This is a genomic window from Microbulbifer elongatus, assembly GCF_021165935.1.
GTDB classification, from domain to species: Bacteria; Pseudomonadota; Gammaproteobacteria; order Pseudomonadales; family Cellvibrionaceae; genus Microbulbifer; species Microbulbifer elongatus.
In genome coordinates this window covers 2,299,046-2,318,002 of the sequence record NZ_CP088953.1, presented here as the reverse complement: position 1 = coordinate 2,318,002, position 18,957 = coordinate 2,299,046, and the positions used below count along the sequence as shown (strand labels likewise).

13 protein-coding genes and 1 pseudogene are annotated in these 18,957 nt (G+C 56.5%); 4 read left to right on the top strand and 10 right to left on the bottom strand.

All coding sequences use genetic code 11. The features are described from left to right. Window positions 1-37 precede the first annotated feature (37 nt). A complete protein-coding gene (locus tag LRR79_RS09375) occupies window positions 38-943 on the top strand; it encodes a LysR family transcriptional regulator (RefSeq protein ID WP_231756962.1) in 906 nt (301 codons plus the stop codon). Between the two features lie 50 nt (window positions 944-993). On the opposite strand, the gene LRR79_RS09370 is transcribed toward LRR79_RS09375, so the two are convergent. After that, window positions 994-1,890 carry a 2-dehydro-3-deoxygalactonokinase gene (locus LRR79_RS09370; RefSeq protein ID WP_231756961.1) on the bottom strand — a complete coding sequence of 299 codons (897 nt, stop codon included), beginning with the start codon at window positions 1,888-1,890 and terminating at the stop codon, window positions 994-996. 404 nt (window positions 1,891-2,294) lie between these two features. On the opposite strand from LRR79_RS09370, the gene LRR79_RS09365 reads away from it, so the two are divergent. Further along, complete coding sequence (locus LRR79_RS09365; RefSeq protein ID WP_231756960.1) at window positions 2,295-2,903, top strand: GntR family transcriptional regulator; 609 nt, start codon at window positions 2,295-2,297, stop codon at window positions 2,901-2,903. A gap of 143 nt (window positions 2,904-3,046) precedes the next feature. Continuing rightward, window positions 3,047-4,350, top strand: a pseudogene (locus LRR79_RS09360) (IS4 family transposase). 132 nt (window positions 4,351-4,482) lie between these two features. Here LRR79_RS09360 and aldA read toward each other — a convergent pair. From aldA to LRR79_RS09315, 9 genes are all read right to left on the bottom strand, one after another. Beyond that, the gene (gene aldA, locus LRR79_RS09355; protein WP_231756959.1) at window positions 4,483-5,937 is read right to left on the bottom strand and encodes an aldehyde dehydrogenase; all 1,455 of its coding nucleotides are present in this window, start codon (window positions 5,935-5,937) and stop codon (window positions 4,483-4,485) included. Between the two features lie 3 nt (window positions 5,938-5,940). After that, window positions 5,941-6,705: an SDR family NAD(P)-dependent oxidoreductase gene (locus LRR79_RS09350; protein ID WP_231756958.1), complete on the bottom strand. Its 765-nt coding sequence runs from the start codon at window positions 6,703-6,705 to the stop codon at window positions 5,941-5,943. Between the two features lie 39 nt (window positions 6,706-6,744). Further along, window positions 6,745-7,776, bottom strand: coding sequence for a zinc-dependent alcohol dehydrogenase (locus tag LRR79_RS09345; RefSeq protein WP_231756957.1), 1,032 nt, complete (start codon window positions 7,774-7,776; stop codon window positions 6,745-6,747). 12 nt (window positions 7,777-7,788) lie between these two features. Continuing rightward, the gene (locus tag LRR79_RS09340; protein ID WP_231756956.1) at window positions 7,789-8,928 is read right to left on the bottom strand and encodes a mandelate racemase/muconate lactonizing enzyme family protein; all 1,140 of its coding nucleotides are present in this window, start codon (window positions 8,926-8,928) and stop codon (window positions 7,789-7,791) included. A gap of 363 nt (window positions 8,929-9,291) precedes the next feature. Beyond that, complete coding sequence (locus LRR79_RS09335) at window positions 9,292-11,571, bottom strand: agarase (RefSeq protein ID WP_231756955.1); 2,280 nt, start codon at window positions 11,569-11,571, stop codon at window positions 9,292-9,294. 395 nt (window positions 11,572-11,966) lie between these two features. Continuing rightward, entirely contained in the window at window positions 11,967-14,375 is a 2,409-nt protein-coding gene (locus tag LRR79_RS09330) for a beta-galactosidase (protein WP_231756954.1), read from the bottom strand. A gap of 54 nt (window positions 14,376-14,429) precedes the next feature. Then, on the bottom strand, window positions 14,430-15,584 hold the full coding sequence (locus tag LRR79_RS09325) for a mandelate racemase/muconate lactonizing enzyme family protein (protein WP_231756953.1): 1,155 nt from the start codon (window positions 15,582-15,584) through the stop codon (window positions 14,430-14,432). 13 nt (window positions 15,585-15,597) lie between these two features. Further along, entirely contained in the window at window positions 15,598-16,371 is a 774-nt protein-coding gene (locus LRR79_RS09320; protein ID WP_231756952.1) for an SDR family NAD(P)-dependent oxidoreductase, read from the bottom strand. A gap of 40 nt (window positions 16,372-16,411) precedes the next feature. Continuing rightward, the gene (locus LRR79_RS09315; protein WP_231756951.1) at window positions 16,412-17,962 is read right to left on the bottom strand and encodes an MFS transporter; all 1,551 of its coding nucleotides are present in this window, start codon (window positions 17,960-17,962) and stop codon (window positions 16,412-16,414) included. Between the two features lie 254 nt (window positions 17,963-18,216). Here LRR79_RS09315 and LRR79_RS09310 point away from each other — a divergent pair, with 254 nt between their 5' ends. Further along, entirely contained in the window at window positions 18,217-18,876 is a 660-nt protein-coding gene (locus tag LRR79_RS09310; RefSeq protein ID WP_231756950.1) for a 2-dehydro-3-deoxy-6-phosphogalactonate aldolase, read from the top strand. Window positions 18,877-18,957 lie beyond the last annotated feature (81 nt).

Here is an 18,957-nt window from a genome sequence, read left to right as displayed (position 1 = left end):
GAGCAACAAAACAAACATTTTCAAAATATTTTTGACAATGAATACGGAAGATTTGCAGCTGTTCGTGCATACCGCGGAAATCGGCAGTATCACCGGCGCGGCCCGATACATGGAGATGACCGCCGCCTCCGCGAGCGCAGCACTCAAGCGATTGGAAAAGCAACTGCAGACACAGCTGTTCATCCGCTCTACCCGCCGGTTGCGGATCACTGACGAGGGAGAGCGGTTTCTGGTGTACTGCCGGCAGGCGCTGGCGGTACTGGAGGAAGGGCGCGCATCTATCGATAACCGCGGTGGAACAATTGCGGGGGAACTGCGCTTGTCCGCACCTTCAGATCTCGGACGGAATATCCTGCTGGGTTGGCTGGATGAAATGATGGATCAGCACCCGGGACTCAATATCAGTCTGACCCTGGGGGACTCGCTATCCGACTTTTATCTGGATCGGGTGGACTTGGCGATCCGCTACGGTAACCTCGCCGATTCCTCGCGCATCGCCTTCAAGCTGGCGACCACCGAGCGGGTACTCTGCGCCTCCCCCGACTATATTGCGCGAAACGGCGCACCGGAAAGTCCACAAGCGTTACTACAGCACAACTGCCTGCTATTTCAGCTAAGTGGACGCATTAACGATATCTGGGAATTTTCCCCCCCAGAGGGCCCGGACAAAAAAACGGAAAAAATTCGGGTCACCAGTAATCGCACCACCAATGACGCCGATGTCGTCCGCCGCTGGACGGTAGAGGGAAAAGGCATTTCGTTTAAAGCCAGGCTCGATATGTCGAACGAACTGCGCAGCGGCCGTCTGATCCGTGTGCTACCGCAGCTTCAGTCCCCTCCAATCGATCTCAACCTGGTGTGCCCCTCTCGCAGACAGGTCACCCCTGCGGTACTGCTGTTGCGCGACTTTTTGCGGGAAAAACTCGCGCAACAGCTGGCCTAGTGCCCCCCTCCAGTGAGGCGCCCTCAGGCGCTGCTCAGCGCCCCTCGGACTCAAAACCCGTTTTCCTGGGCAATGGCATACATACCAAGTGCGGCAAATGTATCGCCGGAATAGTGCTGGTATGGAAGCCTGAAATAGTCCATCGCCGTGCCATAGGGCACAGCCAGAGAATCGCCACAGATCAGATGAATCCGCTCTCCCCGGCTCAGGTTCCCAACCATGGTCCCAACTTCACTGCCGATCAGAAGGCCGGAGAGATAAGAAGCACTGGCACTGGCTGGTTGCAAGCCCAGCACGGATCGACTGCGGGCGTTAAACAGCTGATGGATCAGTCCGGGCGCCTCACCACTGGCGGCCAGCCCGGCGACAAACGCCGTGGAGGAAAACTGCTGTTGCTCCTGTACCAACACACTGCGCTCGGTCAGTAGCGCGTACAATTCGCCGGTAAAGGCGGTACTGAAACTGCAAATCTCACCGCCTTCCACCTGTACCCACTTGCTGTGGGTACCAGGCAGGCACAGAGTGCTTTGTGCCTGCTCCTGCTCACTCGCCTGACTCAGCCAGCCAATTACCTGCGTCTCTTCACCGCGCATCACGTCCGCACTACCGCCGCCGGTGACGTACTTTACGCCGGGCACACACCAGGCGGTGAGATCGGTGTCCGGGATCCTTACCAGATCCCGGCCGAGGGACCTGCCTGACGCAGGGCAAGCCACGTAAGGCTCATACCAACCGATACTGGATCCCACCATGCCGCACAGCAACAGGGGCAGGCCGTCGCCGTCCATTCCCACTACCTGAGACTTCAGATAGGCTTCCATCTCGGGCTTTGGGACGTTTTTTACCCCGCGATCCGTACTGACCTGGGCGACTATTTCACCGGAGTCACCCACACGCATTAGCCGGAAACTGCTTGTCCCCCAGTCACACACCAGCACGTCACTCATTAGGGTACCCCCAGCTATCCATTTGATTTATCTATCGGTTGACTGTTGACGATTGACGGATAATCCACAGGAAGCGGCGCTACCCCATGGGATTCCGGCCCCGTCAGCCATTCAGGCTTGGGATTTAACCAGCTTTATTGTCCATTGTTAACAATTTGATGGCGATTTTTTTACCCCACTGAGGTACTATCTATCTAACGGGAACCTGCTGTAGATTTGTTACAAGTTCCAGCGGTAACCACTACTGTCCCGGTGCCGCCGGCTGCAGCTGCCTGGGAGTGCAATACCAGTTGTGATTTGCGCGAAGGGCGGTATACAGGGTAGGCAGCTGTGTCCGAGAACGTAAATCACGGCAGGAGGAATCACTTCCCCTGCCTCAAGATAAATGGTGAGCAGAATCCATCATGCCTGAAGCCACAAAAATCATTCCAGTCCGCCAGCAAATCGCGGACCAGTTGCGCTCCGATATCATTTCCGGAGAGTTAGCCCCAACCACCAAGTTGAACGAGCAGCAGCTTGCCAACCGCTTTGGCGTATCGCGCGGGCCGGTGCGCGATGTGTTGCTACAGCTCACCAAAGAAGGCCTGCTGGTAGCCAAGAACAACTGCGGGGTATCGGTAAACAGCGTGCTGGATCCCTCCATGCAGGAGTTGATGATCGATATCCGCCGCCGCATCGAGGTGTTCGCCATCTCCCAGCTGAAAGGCAAGCTGACCGAGATGGACTTCGCCGAACTGGAAGATATTCTGGTGCGCCTACAGGACGCCTTTGACGCGCAGGAATTCAATGAGGTGACCAAGGCAGATATCGATTTCCACCGCTACCTGGTGCAGGCCGCCGGTGGCGATGAGCTGACCAACCTGTGGTATCCCATCGTGTTGCGTATGCGCATGAACTACAAGCGAATCTCCAAGCCTAAAGACTGCGTGGACGAGCACCGCGCGATCCTGGAAGCGCTCAAGGCCAATAAAATCAATGTAGCGACCACCGCACTGCGCGCCAACATCAAATAATACCGAATCCGCACACGGAGCCCGGCCAGGTGCCGTAATGCTGTTCACTTAAGCATTGCAGCCTAAGGTGGGGCCCCGGAAAATCCGGTTTCCAGATCAGGAAACCGGATTTTTTTGTGTCTCTTCAGCAGTCTCTCTTCGATATTGATGCCCTCCAGTCCTTCTGTGACCTGAGTACCTTCACCCAGAACATTCCCGTTGAATGGGTGGATTCCGCTCTGCAGTTATCCTCGCAAGCCACTATTCGCCGCCGTCGACTTCCCGCCGATCAGGTACTCTGGCTCGTGCTGGGCATGGCCCTGTTCAGGAATGAACCGGTCTCAGAAGTTGCCGCAGGCTCAATATCTGTGCTCAGGGGCTCGCGAACGATAGCCTGTTGGCCCCAAGCGGGGTATCAAAGGCGCGACAGCGTCTTGGTGCTAACCCCGTTCAGTGGCTATTTCAACGTACCGGGGTGCACTGGGGACATGAGCGTTACCCCGAAGATGAATGGCGAGGATTGCAAGTTCTCGCTGTCGATGGCGCGCTGTTGCGCACCCAAGATACTCCTGAGCTGCGAGATCATTTTGGCTCCGGTAACACGAGCACAAACCGGCAAACTCCGTACCCTCTTATGCGCCTGGTTGCTCTAATGAACGTACGTTCACATGTACTTCTGAATGCAGAGCTAAGCCCTTACCGACGCAGCGAAATACGCCTGGCCGATGAGTTTATGAATCAGGTGCCGGAAGCCTCCGTAACCCTGTTTGATAAGGGTTTTTGGAGTGCAGACCTTTTGCTGCGGTGGGCGGATCAGAACACGCAACGCCACTGGCTGATCCCCGAGCGCAAAGGCCTGGTCAGTGAGACAGTGGAGGTCTACAACAAAAATGATCGACTACTGCGAATGAAGGTCTCCCCCCAGGCTCGGAAGCGCAATCCGGCCCTTCCCGAGTACTGGGAAGTTCGAGCAGTGAGCTACAAGCATAATGGCAAAAACAAAACGGTATTTACCTCGCTACCGGCAGATACTTACGGCACTAAAGCCGTCGCGAAGCTCTACCAAGAGCGCTGGGAAATCGAAATCGGCTTCCGTGACATCAAAAGTTCCATGCAGCACAACGCCGTCACCCTACGTAGCAAGACCGTGGAACTGGTTTACCAGGAAGTGTGGGGGCTACTGTTGGCGTACAACGTGATACGTCGAGAGGCAAGCCAGGCAGCGGTCGCTCACGGGGGAAACCCAGCCAGGATACGCTTTAAGTTCGCATGCCAGTATATTGCTGCGCAGCTGATTGTCATGGCCGCGGCTCAGCCATTATCAAGGACTGGAGCGCGCTTATCGGAGCTTAGGGCGGGGATTGGGAACCTGTTTTTAGAGGACCGTCCTCGGCCTTCTAGGCCGAGGACGGTAAAGATCCGCAAAACCCGCTATCCAGTGAATCGTCGTGCTGCTCCGCTTAAGTGAACAGCATTACGGCCAGGTGCCGGGCTTTTTTATGCCTGGTACTTTTACCCGATTAGCGAAAAAAAAGCGGGGACATAAGTCCCCGCACAAGTGTTCATCCTGATGAGATGAAAGGAAGAGTCCGAAGGTGGCTCAAACCTCCGCGAGATAAACCGTTTTCTTGTCCACGTATTGCTCGAGGCCATAGCGGCCATCTTCACCGCCTATACCTGAAAGTTTCCACCCGTTGTGGAAGCCCTGGTGCTGCTCGCCGATCCCGCGATTTACATACACCTCACCCACTTCCATCTCTGCAATCGACTGGTGGATATAGCGCAGGTTTTCAGTAAACAGGTAGGCGGAGAGGCCGTACTCACTGTCGTTGGTATAGGCGATGGCCTGATCGATACTGGAAATCTTCACGATCGGCAGAATCGGGCCGAAGGTTTCCTCGTGCACCAAGATGTTGTCCTGCTGAACATTGGCGAGCACAGTCGGCTCATACCAGTTGCCCCCTTCGAAGCCAGCAACTTCCGCGGGCTTGCCGCCAGTTAGCAGCTCCGCCCCCTGGGCGATGCTTTGCTGTACCAGCTCGTGGATATGCTCGATTTCACGGGCATTCACTTTAGGCCCCATCTGCGAGGATTCATCCAGCGGGTTGCCCACTTTCAGTGCCTTCACCTTAGGAAGGAACTTGGCCATAAATGCATCGTACACCTTCTCGTGTACGTACAGGCGCTCCGCACAGGTACACACCTGGCCGCAATTGGCATAACGGGTCCAAAGTGCGGCTTCCGCAGCCTTATCCAGATCCGCATCTTCCATCACAATAAATGGCGCCTTACCACCCAGTTCCAGCATGACCGGAATCATGTGCTTGCCACTGGCCTGATGAATAATCTGGCCGGCGCGAGTGCTGCCGGTCATGGTGATCATTGCGGTCAGCGGGCTTTCGCACAGGGCCTGGCCAACGATGGAGCCTTCGCCGTTGACAATATTCAGCACGCCCGCGGGAATACCCACTTCGTTGGCAATGCGCCCCAACTCCATGGTGGTAAGCGGTGTTTCCTGGGTTGGCTTGATGACAATGCTATTGCCGGTAACCAGCGCCGGGCCGATCTTGCGTCCAGCCAGAGCCAGCGGGAAGTTCCACGCAGTAATCGCCACCACAACGCCGCGAGGCACCTTGTGGATGTAAATTTTTTCGTCGGTGTTATCCGAGGGCAGGATATCCCCTTCCAGCGTCAGCGCGTTGTCACAGGCGTACTCAATAAACGTTGCGGTCGCGTTGACTTCATCGCGGGCCACACCAATCAGCTTGCCCTGCTCCTTTACCAGCAGCTCCGCCAGGCCTTCGGTCTCCGCACGAATCGCCGCGGCAAACTTGCGCAACAGCGCCGCGCGATCGCGGGCGGTGCGCTTTGCCCAGGCCTTCTGTGCCTGCTTGGCATTGGCTAGCGCCGCTTCTGCATCTTCCGCACAGCCCTTGGGAATATTTCCCAGTACCTCACCGGTGCTCGGGTTCAGCACTTCAATAACGCCGTCCGCCTTGGAGGCAATGTATTCGCCATTAACGAAGTTCACGTTGTTTTTAATTGCAATTGCCATGGGTTATCTCCCCATCCAGCCACCGTCCACCAGTAGGACGCTGCCGTTCATGTAGTTGGAAGCTTCAGAAGCCAGGAATACCACCGGGCCTTTGAAATCTTCTGGTTCACCCCAACGCCCCTGAGGGATACGCGCAAGAATACTCGCCGCCCGCTCGCTGTCCTCGCGCAGTGCCTGGGTGTTATCGGTCGCGATATAACCCGGTGCAATCGCGTTCACGTTCACACCTTTAGACGCCCACTCGTTGGACAGCGCCATGGTGATCTGGCCAATTGCCCCTTTACTGGCCGCGTAACCCGGTACGGTGATACCGCCCTGGAAAGTCAACAGAGAGGCAGTGAAAATGATTTTTCCGGAACCCTGCGCGACCATTTCCTTACCGATTTCACGGCTCAGGATAAACTGGGCATTCAGGTTGACTTCGATCACCTTGTCCCAGAGGTCGTCCCCGTGTTCTGCCGCTGGCGCACGCAAGATAGTACCGGCGTTATTCACCAGAATATCGATCTGCGCGTGCTCGCTTTTTACCTTGTCGATAAAACCGTACAGAGAACTGCGGTCGGAAAAATCGCACTGGTAAGGGAAAAATTGCTGACCTGCCGCGGATACTTCACGGCCTACGTCAGATTCATTCAGATCCAGATTGGCCGAGACACCGATGACGTCGGCACCCGCTTCCGCCAGGGCCACCGCCATGGCTTTGCCAATACCGCGGTTACAACCGGTAACCAGGGCTTTCTTTCCGGCGAGGCTGAATTGTTGCAACATCGTTTTACTCTCTAGATTCTTTAATTGGCGAATCGCGGCTCAGTCTTCCGCGCCGCAGGCGACCAGTGCTTTCATGCCGGATGGATTGCCATCCATAGAAGCGAAGGCACTACCGATATCGTTCAGAAGGGCCACCTTGCTGATGAAAGGCACCAGATCGATTTTCCCAGTAGCAACCATATCGATGGCCTGCTCGAAATCCTGCGCTTCGTACACGCGCGCACCCACCAGCTCCAGCTCGCGCCAGAAGAACTTAAACAGGTCCAGTTGTGGCTTCTGAGAATGGATCGCCACCATACAGATGCGGCCACGCACCGCCGCGATCTCGGTCATCGCATCCACCGCCGGCTGTACACCAGACACTTCAAACACTACATCGGCACCCTTACCCTGGGTCCAGTCTTCCACCGCCGCTTTCAGGTCTTGCTCGATCGGGTTCACCGCCAGCGCACCGGTTTTTTCCGCAAAAGCGCGGCGCTCCGGGCTGGGTTCGGAAATCATCACCTCGGCACCAATACCGAGGGCAACCTGGGCCACCAGCTGACCGATTGGGCCACCACCGAGAATCACGGCTTTCTCCCCAGCCTTAAGTCGCGCGCGGGAGATATCGTGACAGGCCACTGCCAGGGGTTCGATCAATGCGCCCTGCTTCAGAGATACATTTTCCGGCAGCTTGTGCAGAGTGCGGGCTTTCACATTCCAGTAGCTCTGGAAAGCGCCGACGGAGTCGATGCCCATAAATTTCAGGTTGTGACAGATATGGCTGTGGCCACTATCACAGGCCGGGCAATCGCCGCAGTAATCCAACGGACGCACCACAACGCGTTCGCCCACTGTGTAGTCTTTTACGTTTTCGCCTACCGCATCCACAACACCGGACATTTCGTGGCCGACAACCTGCGGTGGCTTTACACGTTGATCCATCACACCGTGATAGATATGCATGTCGGTACCACAGATACCGACATAACCGACCTTCAGGCGCACCTCATCCGCCGCTGGCGCTTCACAGCGACCTTCCACAACGTCAAATGATTTGTTGCCGACATACTGAGCAGCTTGAGCTTGCATGAACATCACCTATTAAGAGTGCTTGACCAGATGGGGTCGCAGCAGAGTTTCATCAAAAGTCACCCCGGTACCCGGCTCGTTGGAAGCCACGGCGCGGCCGTTTTCCAGCACGATCGGGCGGGTGGTGTATTCGTCGATAGGGAAAGAGTGCACTTCCAGGTAGCCCGCATGGGGCTGGCTCGCCATCAGGGAGACATGCAGTTCGTGCATGCCGTGGCTGCACACCGGCAGGTTGTGCGCATAGGCCAGCTCCGCCACTTTCAGCCAGCCAGTAATACCGCCGATATTGGATGCATCCGGCTGTAGGAAGCCGAGCTTGGCCTGTGCGATGGCGTAGGTGAACTCATGCACCGTGTGCAGGTTTTCGCCCATGGCCAGTGGGATATTGATGGCATCGGCAATACGGCCGTAACCCAGGTAATCGTCGGGAATGGTGGGCTCTTCGAACCAAGTAATATCGCAGTGATCAATAGCGCGGCCGAAGCGCACCGCCTGTTCGATGGTCATGGAGTAATTGGCGTCCACCATAAAGGTGACATCGCCACCAATCAGCTTGCGCACCGCTTCCACGCGCGCCACGTCTTCCCGGTAGTCTTCCTTACCCACTTTGATCTTCACGGCATTGAAGCCACGGGCCAGGTAATTGGAAATATTGTCCAGCAGTTTGGACTCGGAGAAATTCAGGTCGATACCACCGGCATAACACTTGCTGGAATTACCGGCGCCCCCAGCGACCTTCCACAACGGAAGGCCGAGACGCTTGCACCGGAGATCCCACAGGGCGATATCCACCGCAGATAGCGCAAAGCTCAGCAGCCCGCCGCGGCCCACATAATGCAGGTGGGATTGAATTCCCTCCCAGATGGCAATGATATCTGACGCATCGCGGCCTTCCAGCAGCGGCTGAATATCGTCCTGCAGCAGGGAGTAGATGGCGCGACCACCGCGACCACCGGTGTAGGTGTAGCCAACGCCTTCCAGACCATCCTGGCAGCGCACGCGGAACACCAGCACCTCAAAGTGGGTGTGATCGCCGTGGCGCGCATCGGAGAGCACTTCCGCCAGAGGAATCTGGTAGTACTCAACCTTGGTGGCGGCGATGGTGCTCGAAGACAGCAGCTCTGTGGCCTGCTCTTGTACTTCCATCAACATGGAGAAACCCCAAAATCCGTGATTTTTTATTTGGGCCTATTAACACTGAATTCGATGGCCGCGTTGCCCCCCAAAACGAGCCAGGCAAGGCACGAGGAGCGTGGTTTAGCCCGCTAAACGAGCGACGAGCAACGCTGCATGGCTCGTTTTGGGGCGCAACCCGGAGGGCCGGGACCGTTTTCCCGCAATGCTGCGTTGCAGTTTGCTTATGTGGAATAACCACACGGCGCTCACTGCGCCTTGCCTTGCGAAAAAACGGCCTCCGGCGCGGCCATCGAATTCAGTGTTAATAGGCCCTTTTTCAATACTTCCAATGATTAGACTTCAATCAATGGAACCATTGTATATTGTTAACAATTAACATCAATCATTTTTTTGCCCATATCGGCGCGGGTACAGCTCCCGGTTCAAAGCCTGAGCCGCAGCTACCAGCGGTCCATAGGGCTCACCCGCTACGGTGACAAAGCCGACGTTGTAGTTTTCCCCATCCCAGGCGCGGCCGGAGGCCGGTGAATCGATGTACTGGAACCACTGGGCTCCCACAAACCAAGGGTTGTCGACAATGGTGTGCATATAGTCGCGGAACATTTCGCCGCGCTCTTGCTGGCTCTCTGCGGATACCAGGCCCGCGTGGAAGCTGCCGGAGTCCGTCGCACCCATATGGAATTCACCGATGATGGAGGGCTTGTCGATTTCCGCGAGGAATTCCCAGTTATCTGCCGCCAGCCCCTCGGTGTAGAGGTTGTAGCTCACCACATCCACATGGGCAGCAGCCCCGCGCACCACCTCTGGTGTCATTCCCCAATCCGCAAAGCGGGCGCCGAGAAAAAGGTGGTCAGGCATAACATCGGCCAGCTCGCGCTGCACCACGGAGAAGAATCGGGCAGAAAGGGATTCCAGCAGCAGAGAGAAGTCCTCCCGCAACTGCCCCTCAATTTTGGGTTCACCGCCAGCTCCTTGAGAGAGCGAAAAGCCTGCGGCAAACGCTTCCCAGGAAGGAATAGACCGGGAAGGAATAGAGGAGAACCAGGCGCGAGACAGCCCCTCCACACTGGAGTATTTGTTTTTCAGGATTTCGACAAACGCGGCCTTGGCGGGGCTCTCTGCGGCGTCACGCGTCAGAGTATGAATAATCAGGCCGTAGTGACCGGCGTCGGTTTTGGTGTTGCCCCAGCTCAGTTCGTTTTCAATGTACACGCCCATACACCAGGGATCGCCCCGCACTTCGGCAGCGACCTGTGTCACGGTGCGTTTTACGGAATTGACAAACTCCGGATCGAACGGATCATGCAGTGGCCCCCAGTAATCGTTGCCACTGCTGACGCGCTTGTGCTCGCCGCGAATCCAACCATTGGCCACATAAGCAACCTTACGGTTGTCGTATAGCGATGGATCGGCCCAGTTACCCAGGGTAGTAAATCCCCAGTTCAACTGGCGGTCAACGGTTACCTCACGCCAGCGCTGCAGATAATCCGGTCCATATTTCCGCTGCAGATTTGCCCGATAAAAACTGTATCCCTGCCCTTTCTCTACCGGCCCCATATGCACCACGGGACGATAAAAATAGTGGGCAGCGAGCGGATCGTCTTTTTCCGGCAACCACTGAAACAGGTCCCGGCGCAGCTCTGATGCTATTGTCTCTCCCCGCCCTGTGTCCGGATCCGCAAAATCCACACCGGTCATGGTGACGGTGTTGTCCATACGCATATTGTCGACGCCAGTGGCGAAAAACAGGTAACCCTCCGGGTCAATCAGCGCCCACTGCCCATCGATTTTTTGGGTCCGAAAATAGCCGGTGGATTCATAGCGCGGCCCCTCCGCCCAGCCACCAAAACGGGAACGATCCGGAAAGTTCGAAGACCCAGAAAATGCTTCTGCCTCACGCTGCGCACTTGCACGTAGCTCGTCATCGCTAAGAATCTTTTCCGGGTAGTCCTGAGGTGCATACTGCCCGTACCGATCGAAGATTTTCTGCAGCTTTTGCGGCTGGAAATCGCCGTTGGATGTCAGCGCGATATCCTCAAACACCAGGGCCCGGTCACTGAGGATACTCTTCATATTGAGCTCGATGCGGCGAATATTCGCCAGATCCAGCGACTTGCTGCCCCACATCCAGGTCATTGCCGTCGCCGCGTTGTCGTAGAGTGCCGGCGCATCCCGCATACCGGTATCTAGGGCAAGTGCCGGGCCATTCAGATCGAAATAATAAGTACCGGTCCCGCCTGCGGGCACATTGAACGAGCGCGTACCATAAGTCTCGTCATCGTAGACCGACACAAACAACTGCGCCGAGTGGTCCCCGGGATTGGTTACTTTCAGGGACAGACCGATATTCTCCCCGGCACCACTCCAGTCCCAGCCAGAATCCGGGGCAAGGTCCAGTCGCGGCTCATAGGTGTTTTTGTAGAAAACCGCGTGCAACGGGGAGATTCCGGTGTCCACCGGCAGTCGGGAAAGCGACACTCCGTGCCCTTCCACACCTGCGGGAATCCCACGGCCACCAGTCAATAAAGCCGGCGGGTATTCGTGCTCGTTGCCCGGACCCGCAGCTACTGCGCCTTCATCGCCTGGCTGACCGCAGGCAGACAGCAGCACAGGAGCCACGGAAAGCCACAGTATTCCGAAACGAAGTTGCTTCAACACACATTGAACTGAGGACAAAGAGATCGACATTGAGCTAACCGGGACCAAAAGATCGTTATTCTATTTTATTAACAATATTTTGTTAACAATCTACAGTCATCCAAGCTCAATGTAAACGTTTCTATGTCCCTTAAGGGACTTAAACCCTTGTTTTACCGATAAAAAAAGCGCGATGCCCTCTCGGACGCCGCGCTTGTCTCCGTCGCCCTGTTTTTGGCGCAGGTACGCTTGAACTACCTATCTATTCGAGCAGGCGTCGATGCCGGGTAGGGCTTTCCAGGACCTTCCGCGAGAGGGACCCGTGGAAAAGCCCCCATGGATGGGTTCACGGCGCGTCCTGGGAAGCCCTACCCGGCAGCGTCGCCGCCACCGAACTTTCTACAGCGCTCGAAAAATCACTCGACAGGCTTCACATCGCCAAAGCGGCGCTCGTACAGATCCTCATGGACTTCCTTGGCCGCCTTGACCAGCTCCACGTAGGGAACATCCGCTACCGACACAAACCCATTCGCGTAGTTCTCGCCGTCATAGGCGCGGCCAGTAATTGGGGAGTCCATGTACTGGAACATATGCACACCCACAAACCAGGGGTTGTCGATAAACGAGTGCATATAGTTCTTGAACATACGGCCGCGGTCTTTCTGGTCCGCAGAGATTACGATCCCCGGGTGGAAGTGGCCCTGATCGTCCGAGCCGAAGCTGAACTCACCAATCAGGCTCGGCTTGTCGATCTCTGCCAGGAACTCCCACTTGGATGGCACCAGCCCCTCCTCGTAGAGGTTATAGCTGATGATATCCACGTTCTTGCCCGCCGCCTTCACAATCTCCGGAGGCATACCCCAGCTTGGCAGACGGGAGCCGAGATACAGGTGATTCGGCATCACCGACTTCATCGCCTTGCGAATAGTGCCGAAGTACTGATTGCCGTATTCAAACAGCAGAGTCGCGTAATCTTCGCGCTGCGCATCGGTCGTGAGGCTCGAGTCCATGTCCTTCTCAAAGGCTTCCCAGGACTTCACCTCTTTGTTCCAGGCCTTATTCAAGGCTTCTATGGTGCCGTACTTCTCTCGCAATACCTTGGTGAAGGCACCCTTGGCTGGAGTGTCTGCTGCATCCCGTGTCAGCGTATTGATCACGATACCGTAGTGAAGTTCGTCGCTTTCCAGTCGACCAAAACTCTGCTCGTTGTCAAAAAACACCCCCATACACCAGGGACTGTTTTCAACCTGCTCGCTGACCGACTTTGCCGCCACTACCGAGCGCTGATAGAAACGAGGGTCGTAGGGATCAGGTACCGGATGCCAGAAATCGAAACCGCTACTGAGAGTACCGAACTCACCAATAATGTCCGCGAAAGCGACATACGGAATCCGCTCCTGCTCATAAAAGGGTTCCGCGGCCCAGTTGCCCAACGAAGTGAACCCCCAGTCCAGCATGCGGTCGACAGTGACCTTCTGCCAGGTATCCAGATAGGATTCCGGATATGTCTCGCCATAGCGACGCTCCAGGTTGGCACTGTAGAAACTGAACGTCTCACCGTGCTTGAGCGGCCCCGATTGTGTCTCACGCCGGTAGCCGTAGTGATTCCCCAGTTCATCATCATAACCGGGCAGCCAGTTAAACATTTTCGCGCGGGTTTCCGAGATCAGCTCGCGGGTCGCCCAGGCTTTCTCGTCGACACGGTTCAAAGGCTGATCGTCTTCCGCAATCACCTCATCCGCGCTGCGCTTCGGAATCAATTCCTGGTCGTAGTCGTAGCCGGTAATGGTGGAAGAATTGGACAAACGGATGATGTCGATACCAGTGGAGAAATACAGGTATCCTTCCGGGTCGACGATAGCCCACTTACCGTTGACTTTTTCGGTACGGAAATAGCCAGTGGCTTCCAGTTGCGGTCCATTTTTCCAACCGCTGAATTTTGAGCGGTCGGCGTTGGGTTTGCCGGACAAGCTGGCCAGCTCTTCCTCGACGACTTTTTTCAGTTCTTCATCGGAGTGGATCTTGCCTTCGTAATCCACCTTGGCGTTCTGGCCGTATTTGTCCAGCAGTCCGGTAAGGAAGTTTTCGTCCATCGCCGGATTGGCCCGCAGGCGCAGGTTGTCAATGGTGTATTGGCGATCGCTCAGGCTGCCATCAGTACCGAAGGAAATCTGGGTAATACCCGAAAGGTCCAACAGTTTTTTGCCCCAGAAGGAGTGCAGCATAATGTCGTCGGACTGCCAGGTGGGCGGATTGGAACGCAGGCCGGAAGCGAAATTGAATTCGTTCTGTGCCGCCGCCTTGGGGTCTTCCTGATCGTGTCCGTGCAGCTTGGCATAGTAAGTACGCGCGGTACCATCCGCCGGCACGACCAGGCCGCGGGTATAGAAATCGCCGTTCTTATCCGCCATGGTGACATCAATCTGCACCGACTCGGCACCGTGGTTGGCCACATCGAATGCCAGGTTAAAGTCCGAGAACTCGCTCCAGTCCCAGGCCTCCGCGGGCTGGATTACAAGGCCGGCATTATTGTTGTCGGCCAGTTTCAACTTCACTTGTAGCGCTTTACCACCAGCACCGTCATCTACCAGGTTGGCGGTGCCATTGTTTACCTGTACAGAAGCAGGAATACCGCCCTGATCGAAGCCTTCCAGCAAAAGGTCCTGAGCCAGCAGATTGGAATCGGACGCGGCTGTCACATTGGCCGCAGTCTCGCCACCTTTCTGCTCGCCAGAACAGGCCGCCAGAGCACCCAGAGTGGCCGCAGTGATCGCGAGGCTCAGTGCTGAGCGCATTAGGGATTTGGGAAATCGCTTTGTGTCCATCGTAGTACTCGTTTTAATTATTGGTTGCCTGACGCATAGTCTTGAAAGAATTTCTTACCAGTTGGTGTAGCTGCCGTCTGGCTTGTACAGCCGCGGGGCTTCCCAGAATTTGAACGACTGCTCGGCAATCATTTCCTCATTCACATCGATGCCGATGCCCGGCGCATCGCCCACCGGATACACCCGATTCACTTCTTTCGGGCGGTTGATGAAATACTTGTCGTGATCGGATTTGTTGCTGTCGTAAGGCGCAATCTCACACCAGGAAAGATTTGGCACCGCCGCGCACATCTGAATGGTGGCAGCGGTACACACCGGGCCCAGTGGGTCGTGGGGCATAATGTCGATGTAGTGGCTTTCCGCCATGGCCGCTACTTTCATCGCCTCGGTCAGTCCACCCACGTTGCACACGTCGATGCGGGCAAAGTTGGTGAGATCGCTTTCGATATAGGGCATAAAATCCCACTTACTGGCGAACTCTTCACCGATGGCAAAGGGCACATTCACCAGTTTGCGCAGGCCCTGATACGCGGTAACCGACTGATCGCGGATTGGCTCTTCGAGAAAATCGAGCACGCCCTCCCCCAGCTTCTGGCAGAAACTCGCGGTTTCGGCAACGGAGAGGCGGTGGTGATAGTCGATACCCAGTACCAGCTCTTCCCCCAGCTCCTGACGGATTTCCTTCAGGCTGCCGGCTGCGGCGGCAATGGATTTGCGCACATCAAACGTGGTGGGCTCGGTGGGCAAACCGTGTTCGCCTGTGGTTGCACGAATCACTTCCCAGCCCTGCTCCCGCAGTGCACGGAAGTCATCCAGCAGCGCCTGTCCCATGGGTTTGGTGGAGGTAACGAACAGCGGAATTTCGTTGCGCTGCTTGCCGCCAAGCAATTGATAGGTCGGCACGTTCAGCGCCTTGCCGGCAATATCCCACAGGGCGATGTCGATAGCAGAAATAGCTGCGGTAAGCACCCGGCCACCTTCGAAATACTGGCTGCGGTACATCTCTTGCCACAGGGCGCCAATGTTGCGTGCATCACGGCCAATCAGAAACTCGCGGAAATGTTTTACCGCACCGGCCACCGCCAGCTCGCGACTGGATAAACCGGACTCGCCCCAGCCATAGATTCCCTCATCGGTTTCCACCTTCACCAGACACAGATTGCGGTGACCAACCCAGGCCGGGTAAACCTTGATATCGCTAATCTTCATGCTCGCACTCCGCTCATTTCAGATCGTCGGTGGGACAGAGGCTGGCACTGAGGCCGTGGTCTGCGGTGATATTGGAGCCGGTCATGGCGCCGGAGCAGGGCGACAACAGGAAGGCGGCGATGTGGCCGACTTCCTCAACGGTGTTGTATTTGTTGTCCGCGTGCATCTGGTTAAAAGACGCCGCCAGAGCCGGGTTGTCATCGGCGACCTTCGCCACCGCTTCGGTCTTGGTCAGGCCCGGGCACAGGCTATTTACGCGAATTCCTTTTTTGCCAAGGCTCCAGGCCATGGCGCGGGTCATGGCGACAATCGCGCCCTTGGTGGCGGCATACATCTCGTAGCCCGCCACGCTGGCGCCGGCGTGGTTGGAGGCAATATTGACAATGGTCGCCCCCGCCTGCATGCGGCGCGCCGCCGCCTGGCACAACAGAAATACCGAGCGCTGATTCACTTCCCAAAGGCAATTCAGCTTGTCCAGATCGAACTCGAGAAAGTCCCCCTCGATGGTGACGCCGGCGTTATTCACCAGGCCATCGATGCGCCCGAACTTTTCGAAGACCTCGTCGATAAACGGCGCAATGGCGGAAGCGTCCCCCACATTCAGCGGAAAATAGGCGCTCTCAAAACCACGATCGCGCAGGGTTTCCACCCGGTTACTCGCATCATTGATATCCGCCAGTACCACCTTGGCTCCCGCCTCGGCACACACCTGTGCAATACCCCAACCGATGCCTGCAGCGGCACCGGTGACGATAACAACCTTCTGATCCAGCAAGGCTTTAGACATGAAGACTTCTCACTTTCTTGAACGGTCCACCAATGCGCGCTCAGGCGCGCACCATGGTCGCTTCGATTTCTTCGATGGATTTGTTTTTGGTTTCCGGCAGCAGACGGAACAGCAGTGCAAGGCTTACGCTGATACAGGCGGCGTAGAACAAGAAGATTTCCGTCGCACCCATATTGTTCAGCTGCCAGGGGAAAAACTGCTGCACGAAGTAACTGACGGTACTCACAATCAGTGCAAAGAATGGAATCGCCACACCGCGAACATGGGTGGGGAAAATTTCCGAGAAGAGCACCCACATCACCGGCCCAATGGACAGGTTAAACGCGGCGATAAAACACATGATGCCCATCAATACCAACTTGGCGTTGATCTGGATGGCGTTCTGGATCAGCGCGCCCTCGTTGGCCCGCGCCGTCGCTTCGCCGAGCGCCTGATACATGGCCTGCTTGAAGGCCACATCGCTCTCAAAGGCAGTGCCGACCAAGGCCTGCAAGCCAGACACATCAATATTCGCATTCGCCAGCGCCTGTAGCGAAGCCGCAGTCAATTCATAGCTGGCCTGACTGAACGCCCAGCTGCACAGAAATAGGCTGACACCACCCCAGGCGAGGCCGAACAGCACCAGTGGGCGGCGCCCAAGACGATCAATCAGCAGCAGCGCCAGCACGGTAAACATCACGCTCACTACGCCGACGATCACTGCCTGCATAAAGGCGGCATTGGTGCCGATACCCACCTGCTCAAACACCGTGGGCGCGTAGAACATGATGGCGTTGATACCGGTAATCGGCTGGGCGATGGCGATCACCAGGCCAACCCAGAAGGCGGTGCGCAGACGCGGTTTGAAAATCTCCGCCACCTGCTGGCGGAAGCTGCCGGTGGGTGCGGCCGCAGCGCTCTCCTGGATTTCCTGAATCTGCGGTTCGATATGGCCTGCGGGGATCAACTTACCCATCACGGCGCGGGCATCGTCCAGGCGCCCTTTCAGCACCAGCCAGCGCGGGCTCTCGGGAATGGCCAGCAACATCAACAGCCAGATCAGCGCCGGAATCACTTCCACTCCGAGCATCCAGCGCCAGGTGTACTGATCGATCCCAAGCGCGCCCACCCAGGCGGCGTCCGCGTTGGACGCCTGCAGAATCAGGTAGTTGGCAAAGTACGCCGCCGACAGCCCCACTACGGTAGTGATCTGGTTCATGGAGACCAGCTTGCCGCGCATATTGGCCGGGGCGATCTCGCCGATATACATGGAGGCGAGAGACAGGGAGGTAAACGCAAGGCCACCGAGGAAGCGCGCCGCCACCAACATCTCAAAATTGGGGGCGAGCACCGAGCCAACGGCAGAAAGAAGATAAAGAGCGGCGATAATCAGCAGCGCCGATTTACGGCCCCAAGCGTCACAAATCCGCCCGGTGACCATCAACGCAAAAATCACCCCGAAACCGGGCGCACTGACCACGGTCCCCACCTGCAAGTCGGACAGGGTAAATTCGGCAGTAATAAAACGCACGGTGCCGGAGATCAGCGCCGCATCCAGTCCAAAGATGAAACCGCCAAATGCCACGATCGCGGCAAATTTGAAGGCGGTCAATTGGAATCCTCTCATCGGATAACCCTCTTTATTGTTATGGGTACTCCGACCGCTGATACCTGCCACCCTCTTCAGGGGTACCTTCAGGTATCTTCTGGTTGCACGGTCGGCCACCACCTGATGTTGGCCCATCATACAACCCCAATCCATTTTTGTTAACAATTAACTATATACAAATATTCCTGAGTCCCTTTATACTGCATCCATCCTGTCCCGTCATCGGGAATAAACAGAAAACAGCACAGGAAGACCAGATGCTGAGCCAACAGTTTCATCAGGCCCTGGAGGCCTGCCCGCTGATCGCCATTATTCGTGGCGTGACACCGGACGAGATCGATATGGTCGCCAATACCCTGCTGGAAGCGGGTGTACGCGCTATCGAGATCCCACTGAACTCACCGGTAGAGCCCCTAAAGAGCATCGAGCGGCTGGCCCAGATCATGGACGATTTCGGCGAAACCACCATCTGTGGCGCCGGCACTGTACTCACACCGGAACAGGCGCGAAGTGTACAAAATGCAGGCGGAAAGATCATTGTTTCGCCAAACTGCGACCCGGAAATCATTCGGGCCACTATCGACCGGGATCTGATCTCTGTTCCTGGCTGCCTCACCCCGACCGAAGCCTTCAGCGCGCTCAAGGCCGGTGCCCGGGTGTTGAAAATGTTCCCGGTGGCGGACTTCCCGGCCCGGTACCTGGAATCCCTGGGTGCGGTGGTCCCGAAAGATATCCTCACCCTGGCAGTGGGCGGCATCACCGATACCAATATGGAAGCGTACTGGAAAGCCGGTGCCCGCGGATTCGGCCTCGGCTCCAATATTTACGCCGCCGGCGACAATGCCAGCCAGATCGCGGACAAGGCGCGCATCATGGTGGACGCGGCCAACCGCGCCAAAGCACTAGGGAACCTCTGATCAAGTCCGTGATGCCTCAGGCTTTCGGAGCGGTTCACAATCAAGGCGTGGCTTCGCAGGAATGTCTAGACCTTTCAAGAA

What these genes read in the sequence shown, in the direction of transcription:
- LRR79_RS09375 (WP_231756962.1), top strand. Translation starts at nt 38, where the DNA reads ATGAATACGGAAGATTTGCAGCTGTTCGTGCATACCGCGGAAATCGGC.
- LRR79_RS09370 (WP_231756961.1), bottom strand. Translation starts at nt 1,890, where the DNA reads ATGAGTGACGTGCTGGTGTGTGACTGGGGGACAAGCAGTTTCCGGCTA.
- LRR79_RS09365 (WP_231756960.1), top strand. Translation starts at nt 2,295, where the DNA reads ATGCCTGAAGCCACAAAAATCATTCCAGTCCGCCAGCAAATCGCGGAC.
- aldA (WP_231756959.1), bottom strand. Translation starts at nt 5,937, where the DNA reads ATGGCAATTGCAATTAAAAACAACGTGAACTTCGTTAATGGCGAATAC.
- LRR79_RS09350 (WP_231756958.1), bottom strand. Translation starts at nt 6,705, where the DNA reads ATGTTGCAACAATTCAGCCTCGCCGGAAAGAAAGCCCTGGTTACCGGT.
- LRR79_RS09345 (WP_231756957.1), bottom strand. Translation starts at nt 7,776, where the DNA reads ATGCAAGCTCAAGCTGCTCAGTATGTCGGCAACAAATCATTTGACGTT.
- LRR79_RS09340 (WP_231756956.1), bottom strand. Translation starts at nt 8,928, where the DNA reads ATGTTGATGGAAGTACAAGAGCAGGCCACAGAGCTGCTGTCTTCGAGC.
- LRR79_RS09330 (WP_231756954.1), bottom strand. Translation starts at nt 14,375, where the DNA reads ATGGACACAAAGCGATTTCCCAAATCCCTAATGCGCTCAGCACTGAGC.
- LRR79_RS09325 (WP_231756953.1), bottom strand. Translation starts at nt 15,584, where the DNA reads ATGAAGATTAGCGATATCAAGGTTTACCCGGCCTGGGTTGGTCACCGC.
- LRR79_RS09320 (WP_231756952.1), bottom strand. Translation starts at nt 16,371, where the DNA reads ATGTCTAAAGCCTTGCTGGATCAGAAGGTTGTTATCGTCACCGGTGCC.
- LRR79_RS09310 (WP_231756950.1), top strand. Translation starts at nt 18,217, where the DNA reads ATGCTGAGCCAACAGTTTCATCAGGCCCTGGAGGCCTGCCCGCTGATC.